General features: G+C 62.6%; 7 protein-coding genes. 6 read left to right on the top strand and 1 reads right to left on the bottom strand.

Features of this window, described 5'->3' with window-relative positions; genetic code table 11:
- The first annotated feature begins 75 nt into the window (after positions 1–75).
- From F0P97_RS15690 to F0P97_RS15665, 6 genes are all read left to right on the top strand, one after another.
- Positions 76–3219 carry an EAL domain-containing protein gene (locus tag F0P97_RS15690; RefSeq protein WP_182287216.1) on the top strand — a complete coding sequence of 1048 codons (3144 nt, stop codon included), beginning with the start codon at positions 76–78 and terminating at the stop codon, positions 3217–3219.
- A gap of 50 nt (positions 3220–3269) precedes the next feature.
- The gene (locus tag F0P97_RS15685) at positions 3270–3599 is read left to right on the top strand and encodes a YnfA family protein (protein WP_087864405.1); all 330 of its coding nucleotides are present in this window, start codon (positions 3270–3272) and stop codon (positions 3597–3599) included.
- A 252-nt stretch (positions 3600–3851) separates the two neighbouring features.
- Positions 3852–7379 (top strand): chromosome segregation protein SMC, encoded by a 3528-nt coding sequence (gene smc / locus F0P97_RS15680; protein ID WP_182283038.1) that lies wholly within the window; start codon positions 3852–3854, stop codon positions 7377–7379.
- A 37-nt stretch (positions 7380–7416) separates the two neighbouring features.
- Entirely contained in the window at positions 7417–8766 is a 1350-nt protein-coding gene (locus F0P97_RS15675; RefSeq protein ID WP_182283037.1) for a cell division protein FtsZ, read from the top strand.
- Positions 8767–8830: 64 nt separating this feature from the next.
- Positions 8831–10957, top strand: coding sequence for an NAD-dependent DNA ligase LigA (ligA, locus tag F0P97_RS15670; protein WP_182283036.1), 2127 nt, complete (start codon positions 8831–8833; stop codon positions 10955–10957).
- Positions 10958–10987: 30 nt separating this feature from the next.
- Entirely contained in the window at positions 10988–12034 is a 1047-nt protein-coding gene (locus F0P97_RS15665) for a patatin-like phospholipase family protein (protein ID WP_182283035.1), read from the top strand.
- A 49-nt stretch (positions 12035–12083) separates the two neighbouring features.
- Here F0P97_RS15665 and F0P97_RS15660 read toward each other — a convergent pair whose 3' ends face one another.
- A complete protein-coding gene (locus F0P97_RS15660) occupies positions 12084–12434 on the bottom strand; it encodes a hypothetical protein (protein ID WP_182283034.1) in 351 nt (116 codons plus the stop codon).
- Positions 12435–12489: the final 55 nt, after the last annotated feature.

Raw genomic sequence — 12489 nt, 5'->3', positions numbered from 1 at the left:
CTGCTGGCATTGGGTTTTGGCATTTCCTGCGGCGGTTTGGGGGGCTGGATGCTCCACCAGCGCCAGGAGTCGCGCATGCAACAGCGTTTGCAGCTCAGTGCCGATATGGCGGCGCGAGCCCTGGAGCAACGCCTGGGTAGTTATGACCGTCTGCTCGTCAAGCTCGCCGAGCAAATGGCGAGCAACGCGGATGCTGGCCAGCAGGTGTTTGCCCAGCATGCCCATGCTCTGCTCAGTGAGGATAGTCTGGTGGGGCTTCAGGCCCTGAGTCTGACCCGCGCAGTGACTGCGGAGCTGCACACCGATCTTGCACGGGATTCACAGGCCTTCGAGGTTTCCTACGTCTGGCCGCTGATAGGTAACGAGGCACTGGCGGGAAGCAACGCGCGTCAGCCGGTGGCTGCATTTCATTCCCTGATGCAGGCATGGAACTCTCGCCAGATGTCGATGTCGGCTCCATTCCGCTTTCTGCAACTGCCCGATAGCCCCAGGGGCGTGGTGTTGCGGGCTCCGTTGTGGGCTGCAGAAGAGGAGGGGGGCACCGCCGCTATCGGGAGATCTTCCGGAAAGCCGCTCGGAACGCTCAATGCAGGGATCCGTCTGGGCGAATTTGCGAGGGGACTGGTTCCGGCCAACCTCTACCCTCAGGTAGCATTCAAACTGGTGGATCTCAGCCCAGCCGATCCATCGCCAAAGGCCGGTGGGGACCACAAGAGACTGACCACGCCGCTGTCGATGCTTGCCGGCGGTTCGGAGGTTTTGTTCACCGGCTCGCTGTGGGCGGAGGCGGAAACCCATCCTGAATTCGCCTTGATCAAGCCTCTGGAGCGGCAGATACAGGTGTATGACCGTATCTGGTCGCTGCAGTTCAAGCCCGCACTCAGCACTCAGAGAAGGCTTGAGGAGAGGTATCTGCCCTGGCTGGTGCTGGGTCTGGGCCTGCTGGCGGGGCTGGTGTTGGCCGCCTGGGTCTCGGGCTGGTGGCAAAGCCGCTGGAGCTGGAGTCGGCGCCTCAAGTTCAGTGCTCAGGCCCGCCAGGAGAGCGATGCGCGCTTTCATGCCATGTGCGAACAGGCTGCCATGGGCGTGGTCGAGCTTGATATCGCCACGCGCAGCATACTCAAGGTCAACCAGCATTTCTGTCGGTTGCTGGGCTACGAGGCCCGGGAGATTCACAGACGCAGCGTTCTGGAGCTGGTCATGCCCGAAGACCAGGTGCACTGCGCGCAACTGCTTGAAGGACTGGACCTGCAGCACTTCCAGCACAATGCGGGCGAGTTCTGTCTGCGTTCCAAGGGGGGCGCGCCGGTCTGGGTTGAGCTCAATGCGTTTCTGACCGGACGTCATGAATCCCGGCGCCTGCAGGTGCTGGTGCAGGACATCAGCGGGCGCAAGCGCCTCGAACAGATGGAGCGGTTGGGTCATCAGCAGTTGCGCAATCTCATGCAAAGACTTCCGGTGGGTCTGGTCATGGAGGATCTGGATGGACGCTTGGTCTACTGGAACGAAGAGTTTCTGCGTCTGGCCGGTCATGGGGGCAAGCCCAGCGTATCCACCCATCAGTGGTGGGAGCGCATGTTCCCCGATGCCGCTGAGCGCGAGCGCATCATCCAGCGCTGGGAAGTCGCCAAGGCTCAGGCCCGCGGGACGTTGCAGCTGCGCCAATCCGAGCGTGTCGATGGTGCGGAGGCTCAGTGGGACGAGCTCGCCACCGAGGCGTCGGCTTGCACGGTGTCTGCGCAGACATTGATGCTCAGGGGGATAGACGGTCTGCGCCGTCCTGTCGCCGTCAGTGCCGTGTTGCAGGCCGAGGGGTGCTTGATGGTGCTGCAGGATCAGAGCCAGCGCATGGCAGCCGAGCAGGAGGTTCGCCGTCTGGCCTTCTACGATGCCTTGACTGGTCTGCCCAACCGGCGCCTGCTGGCTGATCGGCTGCAACAGGCTCTGGCCGTGGCCCAGCGCAAGGCCCATTTTGGTGGTGTGGTGCTGCTGGATATCGACAACTTCAAGGCCTTCAACGAGACCTATGGCCTGGATCAGGGCGATTTGCTGCTGCAGTCGATGAGTCAGCGCATCCGTGGTCTGCTTCCTTCAGGGGCAACGATTGCCCGTCAGGGCGGCGATGATTTTGTGCTGCTGATCGAGGACCTTGGCAGCGATTCAGTGGCGGCTGCCGCCAGGCTGGAGCAGCAGGCCGACCAGTGGCTGAGCCGCTTGCGTGAGCCCATAGAGATCGGTGGCATTTCGCGCTCAATCACCGTCAGCATGGGCCTGAGCCTGTTTGGCGAGCCAGAACTGACGGGTGAAGAAGTGCAGCGTCGTGCTGAAATGGCCATGTACCAGGCCAAGAGCCAGGGGCGCAATGTCAGTTGCTTCTTTGATCCCCAGCTGCAATCGGCGCTGCAGGAGCGCCGTACGCTTGAGCAGGACATGCGTGCCGGTCTGCAGGCCGGTGAGTTCGAGCTGTTCTATCAACCCCAGGTGGAAATGGGCAAGGTGATTGGTGCCGAAGGTCTGCTGCGTTGGAAGCATCCCGAAAAAGGCTTCGTCCCGCCTGCGCATTTCATTCCGCTGGCCGAGGAAACCGGCATCATCCTGCCCCTGGGCGACTGGGTGCTGCAGGCCGCCTGCCAGCAACTGGCAAAATGGGCCAAGCATCCACGTTATGCGCAACTGGTACTCTCGGTCAACGTCAGTCCCAAGCAGTTCCACCAGAGCGGCTTTGTCGAGCAGGTGCTCAAGGCGCTGGCCGAGCATGGGGCCGATGCGCGTCGGCTCAAGCTGGAACTGACCGAAGGCATGCTGGTCTCCGATGTGGATGACACCATCGCCAAGATGATGCGTCTGAAGTCCTACGGCTTAGGATTTTCGCTGGACGACTTTGGCACCGGCTATTCCTCACTGTCCTATCTGAAACGGCTGCCGCTGGACCAGCTCAAGATCGACCGCAGCTTTGTGCGTGACGTTCTGACCGATCCCAATGACGCGGCCATTGCCCGCACCATTGTGGCCCTGGCCAAGAGTCTGGGTCTGCATGTGATCGCCGAAGGTGTGGAGACGCAGGCGCAGTGCCGTTTTCTCGAAGGCATACGCTGCTATGCGTGGCAGGGCTATCTGATGAGTCCTCCCGTGCCCGTCAGCGAGTTCGAGAGCCTGGTCACCAATGGCAATGTGCCGGGATCTCCGACGCCGGCTCTCAGCCCGGTGTCCATGCGCTGAGGCAGTTGCGGTCTCTACAATGCCTGCTTTTCGCTGTGTGAGAGTTCGAATTGCCTGAAATCAAGACCTTGCTGCTGTTTGCCTTGACCGCCGTGGCTGAGATCGTGGGCTGCTACCTGCCCTGGCTCTGGCTCAAGCAGGGCGGCAGTGCCTGGCTGCTGCTGCCCGCTGCGGTCAGCCTGGCCTTGTTTGTCTGGCTGCTGACTTTGCATCCCTCGGCCTCTGGTCGTATCTATGCGGCCTACGGCGGCATCTACATCAGCGTGGCGCTTCTGTGGCTGTGGCTGGTGGATGGCATCAAACCAAGCGCCTGGGATATGGGTGGGGTGGCCGTCTGTCTGCTGGGGGCGGGTCTGATCGCTTTTCAGCCGCGCGCCTGAGGCGTTCGCTGCTCTCTTATCTGGTCGGAATCCCCCCCAATCTCTTGCCGATCCAGCGCAGGCAGCTATGGTTTGCGTGTATGCAGCAATCTTGGCTGACGAGGGGGCAGGCCGCGTTATGATTCCCGTCTGTTGACGGTTGCGAGCAAGAACAGGGCTTTTTCAAGTTTTGCGTTTGTGCAACCGCTTTTGCCGTTTTTCTTTCCCAATCACAAGCCTTTGCTGGCCAGCCTCTAGACCGACACCGACACCGTGCGCCTGAATTCCATCAAGCTCTCCGGCTTCAAATCCTTTGCCGAGCCCACCAACTTCATTCTGCCGGGGCAGATGGTCGGCGTGGTGGGGCCCAACGGTTGCGGCAAGTCCAACATCATGGATGCAGTGCGCTGGGTGCTGGGGGAAAGCAAGGCCAGCGAGCTGCGCGGCGAGTCCATGCAGGACGTGATCTTCAACGGCACCACGCATCGAAAGCCTTCCAGTCGCGCCAGCGTGGAGCTGACCTTCGACAACAGCGACCACCGTGCGGGCGGCCAGTGGGGGCAGTTTGGCGAGATCGCCGTCAAGCGCGTGCTCACGCGAGAGGGCAATAGCAGCTACTTCATCAACAACCAGCCCGTGCGTCGTCGCGACGTTCAGGACGTGTTTCTGGGCACGGGTCTGGGACCGCGTGCTTACGCCATCATCGGCCAGGGCACGATCAGCCGCATCATCGAGTCGCGCCCTGAAGAGCTGCGCCTGTTCCTCGAAGAAGCGGCCGGGGTTTCCAAGTACAAGGAGCGTCGTCGTGAGACGGAAAACCGCCTCTCGGCCACGACCGAGAACCTCACCCGTGTGGAAGACATTCTGCGCGAGCTCAATGCCAATCTGGACAAGCTGGAAAAGCAGGCCGAAGTTGCGGCCAAGTACAACGGCCTGAACGCCCAGGTCACGCTCAAGCAGCACCAGCTGTGGTTCATGAAGCGGGCCGAGGCCGAGGCCGAGCAGGACCGCGTGCGCATCGAAGGCCTCAAGGTCGTCAACGAGCTCGAAGAGCGCATGGCCGATATCCGCAACAACGAGAGCGGACTCGAGACCCTGCGCCAGTCGCACTACGACGCCAGCGATCAGGTCAACCAGGCGCAGAGCAAGCTCTACGAAGCCACGGCCGAGGTCGGCAAGCTGGAGGCCGAAATCCGCTATGTGGTCGAAGGTCGCCAGCGCGTGCAGCTGCGTCTGCAGCAACTGGCCGAGCAACTGCTGCTGTGGAGCAGCCGCAGCGAAGAGGCCCAGGGCGAGATCGAGAACATCGAAGGTGCGGGCATGGATGCCGAAGAGCAGGCCGAGATGCTGGCAGCCCAGCTCGAGGAGCAAAGCACCCGCCTGCCCGATCTGGAAGACTCTCTGCACAAGGCGCAGAAAGCCGATGCCGACCAGCGCAACTCGGTGGTGCAGGTGCAGCAGCAGATTCAGGTGCTGGCCGCCGAGCAGCGCAGTCTCGATGAGCAGCGTCGCCAGTTTGAAACCCGTTATGAGCGCTTGCGGGCCGACCGCAATGCACTGGAAACGCCGGACGAAGCGCGTCTGAACAATCTGCAGGCGCAACTGGCCGAGGCGCAGGAGCTGGCCGAGATGGCCGATGCCGTCCTCAACGAGTTGCAGGACAGCGTGCCGCAGCTCGACGAGGACCGGCGCGCACGCCAGCAGGCCGTGAATGCCGAAAACAGTCGTCACGCCGACCTGTCGGCACGGCTGGATGCGCTCAAGGCCTTGCAGGAAAAGGTCAAGACCGATGGCAAGCTTCAGCCCTGGCTGGCCAAGCATGGGTTGGACGGCATGCAAGGCCTGTGGAGCCGCATAGCCATCGAGTCGGGCTGGGAAAATGCGCTGGAGGCCGCACTGCGCGAACGCCTGGGTGCGCTGGAAGTCGGTCGCCTCGACATGGTGCGCGGTTTTCTGGGCTCGGGGGGGCAGGATGCTCCGCCGGCCCGGCTGGCCTTCTTCAGCCAGGCTCAGGCAGCCGGCGCCCCGTCAGCTTCGCGCTTTGCGCGTCTCAGCGATCTGCTCAAGATCAGTGACGCCGGCCTGCGCGCCGTGCTGGTGGACTGGCTGACGGGCTGCTATACCGCGCCCACGCTCGACGAGGCCCTGGCCAAGCGCGCCGATCTGCAGGCTGGCGAGACCATTTATGTGCCCACCGGCCATGCGGTGACCGCCCACAGCGTGACCTTTTATGCGCAGGACTCCGAACAATCGGGGCTGCTGGCGCGGGCGCAGGAAATCGAGCACCTGGAAAAGGAGGTCCGCGCCCAGGCGCTGATCGCCGATGAATCGCGTTCGGCTCTGGTGCGCGCCGAAAGCGCTTATGCCGATGCTTCGCAGCGTCTGGTGTCCGCACGTCGCGAAGCGAGCGAGTCGCAAAGTCGTGCCCATGAGCTGCAGGTCGAGACCTTGCGCCTGTCTCAACTGGCCGAGCAGGCGCGGGCACGCAACGCGCAAATTTCGGCGGATCTGTCCGAAGTCGAAACCCAGCTCTCCGATATCGAAGAGCGCAAGGTCGCCGCAGAGGCACGCTTTGAAGAGCTGGACATGCAGCTGGCCGACAGCCAGGAGCGCCATGCCCAGCTGGGAGATCGCGTGCTGGAGGCCGAGCGCCGCCTGAACGAATCGCGCGAGCAGTTGCGCAGCCTGGAGCGTCAGGCCCAGGAAGCGACCTTCTCGCAGCGCACGCTGCATGCTCGCCGTGCCGAGCTGTCACGTACCATCGAAACCGCCAGCCAGCAGGCCAAGTCCCTGGCCGAGGAGCAGCAGCGCGCTCAGGACGAACTGGCAAGACTGTCTGATGCCGCGGCGCAGGGCGGTCTGCAGGATGCTCTGGATCTGAAGATGCAGCGCGAAAAAGACGTCGCCGAGCGCCGCAGCGAATATGAGGATCTGACCAACAAGCTGCGTGCCAGCGACGAGCGCCGTCAGAGCCTGGAAAAGGCACTGGACCCGCTGCGTCAGCGCATCACAGAATTCCAGCTCAAGGAGCAGGCCGCGCGCCTGGGTCTGGAGCAGTACAGCAATCTGCTGACCGAAGCCGAGGCCGATCTGGCTGCTGTGGCCCAGTCGATTGCCGAAGGCAATGTGCGCATGCACGGCCTGCAAGGCGAAATCGACCGCCTGCACCGCGAAATCCAGGCCCTGGGGGCCGTGAATCTGGCCGCGCTGGATGAGTTGACCCTGGCGCGTGAGCGCAAGACCTTCCTCGATGCACAGATGGATGATCTGACCAAGGCCATGAACACCTTGGAAGAGGCCATTCGCAAGATCGATGCCGAGACGCGGGATTTGCTGACCGGCACCTTCGACATCGTCAATCGCCATTTTGGCCGCATGTTTCCCGAACTGTTCGGCGGCGGTCAGGCCAAGCTGGTGATCACCGGCGACGAAATTCTCGATGCCGGGGTGCAGGTGATTGCCCAGCCGCCCGGCAAGAAGAACCAGACCATTCACCTGCTCTCGGGCGGCGAGAAGGCGCTGACTGCGATTGCGCTGGTGTTTGCCATCTTCCAGCTCAACCCAGCGCCATTCTGTCTGCTGGACGAGGTGGATGCGCCGCTGGACGACGCCAATACCGAACGTTATGCCAAGCTGGTTTACAGCATGAGCAAGGGAACCCAGTTCCTGTTCATCAGTCACAACAAGATCGCCATGGAGATGGCTGAACAGCTGATTGGTGTGACCATGCAGGAACAGGGCGTTTCACGAATTGTTGCGGTGGACATGGAGTCCGCCCTCTCCATGGCTGAGCTATCCTGAGCCCGGTCATCCCCCTATTGAAGAACCGTTTTCTCACATGAGTAACTTGCAAATCAGTCTGGCCGTCCTGGGTGTGGTGCTGTTGGCGCTGATCGTTGCCTACAACTCCTGGACTGCGCGTCGCAATGCGCCCAAGCGGGCCGAGCCTGAGGAAGACAGCACAGATCCTCAGCGCCTCGAGCCCGGAATGAACACCGTCGGTCATGGTGCGGACCTGACCAAATACCAGCATGAGCCCGTGCTGGGTGATTTCGGCAAGGCCATTCCCGGTACCGAGCCCCTGCAGATGCCCGAATCCGCAGGTCGCTTTGCCGAAGCCGATGCCGAGCTGGCCCGCCTGGTGGCGCGCGAAGCCCATGAGGAAGTGCAGCGCCAGGAAGCCCTGGCTGCCGCCCAGTACAAAGCCGAGGCGAATGAGGCTGCGCATGCTGTGCAAGAGGTGAACGCTCAGGGCACGGATGCAGCCATTGCTGCAGTGACTGAGCAGGCCGCGCAGGCTGTGGAGCCTGTGCTGACGGACGCTCCTCTGGCCACTTCGATTCCTCCCGCCCCGTCAGTGGAGCGTCGCGGCCATCTGGATGCGCTGATCGATGCAATTGCTCCGATTACCGTGGCCCAGATTGTTCCTGGTGAAGTGGCCTTGCAGGCTCAGCCCAGCACCCGCCGTGCCGGAAACAAGCCCTTTGCCATCGAGGGCATGAACCAGGACAGCAAGCAGTGGGAGCCGTTGCAGACCGGCCAGCGCTATCTGGGCTTTCAGGCAGGTGTCCAACTGGCCAATCGCACCGGCGCACTCAACGAGATCGAGTTTTCGGAATTTGTCACCAAGGTGCAGCGCTTTGCCGATGCGCTGGGCGCCATGGCAGACGTGCCCAATATGCTCAACGAGGTCTCGCGTGCACGCGAGCTCGATCAGTTCGCCAGCGAGCACGATGCGCAGCTGAGCTTTATGCTGCGTGCGCGTCAGGCATCCTGGAGTGCTGGTTATGTGCAGCAAAATGCCCAGCGCCTGGGCTTTGTCATCACGCCCATGCCCGGCCGTATGGTGCTTGCCTCGCCCATCCAGGGCCTGCCGCCCGTGCTGGTGCTGAACTACGATCCCCAGGCTGCCATGGGCGACGATCTGGATCAGTCCGTCGTGCGCGAGTTCCTGCTCAGCCTGGATGTGGCCCAGGTGCCGCGCGGCCAGCAGCCGTTTGCACGCCTGCGCCAGGTGGCGGAGCAACTGTGCCAGACCATGGACGGCGTGCTCTGCGACCAGAACGGCTATCTGCTGCCGGTCTCGGCGCTGGACCCGATTCAGCATGACCTGGAGTTGCTCTACGACAAGCTCGACAGCGCAGAGCTGTCGGCCGGCTCACTTCTCGCCAGAAGGCTTTTCAGCTAAAACAAACAGGGCCAACGATGTTGGCCTTTTTTATCCCGGACCTTGAATTTCCAGCGGGCAGAGCATGACCGAGAATTTAGACCTTTTTTCCGCTGAACCACAGAGCCAGAAGCCGTCGGCAGCTATCAATGCAGGGGTGCCTGAAAGCGTGACGAGCAAGGTCGCGGCATTGCGCGCCCAACTCCATCAATGGGCACATGAGTACTATGTGCTTGATGCGCCCACGGTGCCAGACGGGGAATATGACCGCGTCTATCAGCAACTCGAAGCACTGGAGGGGGCTTACCCGGCTCTCATCACTCCGGATTCGCCCACGCAGCGCGTGATCGGTGCGGTGCTGGACGGTTTGACTCCGGTTCGCCATGCCGTTCCCATGCTGAGCATCCAGACAGAGACCGATAACGAGGCCACGGGTGCCATTGCCTTCGACCAGCGTGTGCGCAAGGAGCTGGGGCTGGATGAGTCCGCTGCTGCCATTGAATATGTGGCCGAGCCCAAGTTCGATGGCCTGGCCATGAATCTGCGCTATGAAAACGGCCGTCTGGTGCAGGCCACCACGCGCGGCGATGGCGAGGTGGGGGAAGACGTCACGCACAACATCCGTACCATTCGCCAGATTCCACTGTCCCTGTCCGCAGGCCGCGATGTGCCGCCCGTGGTGGAGGTGCGTGGCGAGGTGCATATGGCCAAGGCCGATCTTGACAAGCTCAACGCACGGCAGCTGGCCGCCGGCGCCAAGACCTTTGCCAACCCGCGCAATGCGGCAGCCGGATCGGTCCGTCAGCTTGATTCGAATATCGCGGCCCAGCGTCCGCTGTCGTTCTTTGCCTACGGTCTGGGCGAGATCACACCGCCGGAGCAGGGCGGGCCGGACTTCCGCACGCATTACGCCATGCTGCAGACGCTGAAATCCTGGGGCTTTCCGGTTGCACCGCAAGTCAGTATTGCGCTGGGCGCTTCTGAACTGGTCGCGTTTCACGAGCGCATCGGTGCCGAGCGTGCCAATCTGCCCTATGAAATCGACGGCGTGGTCTACAAGGTCAACAGCCTGGCCCTGCAGCGTCAGCTGGGCTTCAAGTCGCGCGAGCCTCGCTGGGCCGTGGCGCACAAGTATCCGGCGCAGGAGATGTCCACGCTGATGGAAGCCATCGACGTGCAGGTGGGGCGCACGGGCAAGCTGACGCCTGTGGCGCGCCTGGCTCCTGTGCAAGTGGGTGGTGTGGTGGTGACCAATGCCACGCTGTCCAATCTGTTCGACATCCGCAAGAAGGGCGTGCGCGTGGGCGATCAGGTCATAGTGCGCCGCGCGGGCGACGTGATCCCCGAGGTGGTGGGCCGGGTGCCGGGCGAGCGGCCTGTTTATGTGCCCAACTTCCGTATGCCCAAGACCTGCCCCATCTGCGGCAGCGAGGTGGTGCGTGAAAAAGGCGAGGCCAATCACCGCTGCACGGGCGGCCTGTTCTGTGGCGCGCAGCGCAAGGAAGCAATCTTGCACTTTGCACACCGCCGAGCCATGGACATCGAAGGTCTGGGCGACAAGCTGGTCGATCAGCTCGTGGATGCCCAGGTGGTGCGCGTGTTGCCTGACCTCTACAGGCTGGGCCTGAGCTCGCTGGCAGCGCTGGATCGCATGGCCGAGAAATCGGCCCAGAACGTGCTGGCTGCCCTGGAGAAATCCAAAAGCACCACGCTGCAGCGCTTTTTGTTTGGTCTGGGCATTCGCAATGTAGGCGAATCCACGGCCAGGGATCTGGTCAAGCATTTCGGCAAGCTTGACGCCATCATGGACGCCAGCGTGGAAGAGTTGCTGCAGGTCAAGGATGTCGGGCCAGTGGTGGCCGACAGCATTCACACCTTTTTTGCTCAACCCCATAACCGCGAGGTGGTGGAGCAGTTGCGCGCCTGCGGTGTGCACTGGGAGGAAGGTGAGCCGGCCGAGAAGGCGCCTCAGATTCTGGCTGGCCTGACCGTGGTGCTGACCGGCACCTTGCCCACGCTGGGCCGCGATACCGCCAAGGATATGCTGGAGGCGGCGGGTGCCAAGGTTTCGGGTTCGGTCAGCAAAAAGACCAGCTATGTGGTCGCAGGGGCGGAGGCGGGCAGCAAGTTGGCCAAGGCCGAGGAGTTGGGCGTGCCCGTGCTGGATGAAGCTGGCATGCTGGCACTGCTGAGGGGCGAGCAGCCCGGTTGAGTCGACTGTAGAAGCAGCAAGGAAGGCCACATGAACAAATTGCGACGCAAACCCGTGGTGGGGCTGGCCCTGGGCAGCGGCTCTGCAAGAGGCTGGGCGCATTTTGGCGTGCTGCGCGCGCTGCGCGAGGCCGGTGTCAGCCCCGACATCATCTGCGGCACCTCCATTGGCTCATTGGTCGGTGCAACCTACGCGGCCGGCGAAATGGATGCCTTCGAGAGCTGGGTACTGGGCCTGGGCAAGCGCAAGGTCTTCGGCTTCATGGACTTCAATCTGGGCGGCGGATTGCTCAAGGGCGAGAAGATCATCGAGTTCTGGCGCGAGAATTTCGTCCAGGAAACCGTGGAGCAACTGGGAACGCCGTTCGGCTGCGTTGCCACCGATCTGCAGACAGGAGCCGAGGTCTGGCTGCGCAAGGGCTCGATTGCCGAGGCCGTGCGCGCGTCCATCGCCTTGCCCGGCCTGTTTACTCCCGTGATGCGGGAGGGGCGGCTGCTGGTCGATGGCGGTCTGGTCAACCCGGTGCCGGTGTCTTTGGCGCGCGCCATGGGTGCTGACATCGTCATCGCCGTCGATCTGAATGCCGACATCATGCGCAGGCATATAAAGCCCGTGGACATGAGCGAAAGCGAGCTCAACCTGCATGCCCGCGAGCTCAGGGTCTCGCAGTTGCATCTGGAAGAGGAGGAGCCTCCGGTACCGCTGGGCCAGATTCCCGAAGCTCTGGCGGCGAATGGCTCACCGCTCGGCTGGACGGGCGCATGGAAGCGCAGCATGACGAGCGTGAAGACATTGTCCTCATCCGTCATGCGCAGGGGCCGCAAGGGGGAGGGAGATGCCGAGGACGATGCTTCTGTGCCTGTGCCCTCGTTGGTCAATGTGGTCATGGCCAGTGTCAACATCATGCAGATGCGCATCACCCGCAGCCGCATGGCAGGTGACCCGGCCGAGGTGCTGATTGCTCCGCGTCTCTCGCATGTCGGGCTGATGGATTTCTACCGTGGGCGCGAGTCCATCGATGAGGGCTATGCCGCAACCCAGCTGGCGTTGCCTGCGCTCAAGGACTGGGGCCTTTAGCCAGGGGTTGGGGTGCGCGCAGCTCTGGAGTGTCGAAAACGCTGTCTGCTCAGCTGCGGATATAGGTCCAGCCATCCTGCTGCATGCGGGCGATGGCTTCGACGGCGCCCATGGGCAGCACCTGAATATTGTCCGGTGCGCTGATGCCGGCGTTCCTGAGTGTGTTGGGGCACAGCAGCACATTTGCCAGAGCCGGGCCCATATCGTCGGGCTGGTCCAGCACGGCTTGCACGGCCTGGGCGTTGACGACAATCCAGACCTCCAACTCGGGGTTGGCAGTTTTCAGGTTCTTGAAGTTGCCGCGTGCGCGCAGCAGCGCTTGCGTGCTGGGGGCGTGCAGCACGATGCGTGTGCCGGGGCGCAGGGCGGGCAGCAGGGTGTTCCAGTCAGGTCGGCTCATGGTGTTGGGGCAGATTTGCTATTGCAATGGTAGCTGCTTGCAGATTCTGTGTAAG

The sequence above is a fragment of the Comamonas testosteroni genome (assembly GCF_014076415.1).
Lineage (GTDB): Bacteria > Pseudomonadota > Gammaproteobacteria > Burkholderiales > Burkholderiaceae_C > Comamonas > Comamonas testosteroni_F.
Note: the sequence above shows the minus strand (reverse complement) of the source record. Positions and strands in the feature narration are given on the sequence as shown.

What these genes read in the sequence shown, in the direction of transcription:
- F0P97_RS15690 (WP_182287216.1), top strand. Translation starts at nt 76, where the DNA reads ATGCAACAGCGTTTGCAGCTCAGTGCCGATATGGCGGCGCGAGCCCTG.
- F0P97_RS15675 (WP_182283037.1), top strand. Translation starts at nt 7,417, where the DNA reads ATGAGTAACTTGCAAATCAGTCTGGCCGTCCTGGGTGTGGTGCTGTTG.
- ligA (WP_182283036.1), top strand. Translation starts at nt 8,831, where the DNA reads ATGACCGAGAATTTAGACCTTTTTTCCGCTGAACCACAGAGCCAGAAG.
- F0P97_RS15665 (WP_182283035.1), top strand. Translation starts at nt 10,988, where the DNA reads ATGAACAAATTGCGACGCAAACCCGTGGTGGGGCTGGCCCTGGGCAGC.
- F0P97_RS15660 (WP_182283034.1), bottom strand. Translation starts at nt 12,434, where the DNA reads ATGAGCCGACCTGACTGGAACACCCTGCTGCCCGCCCTGCGCCCCGGC.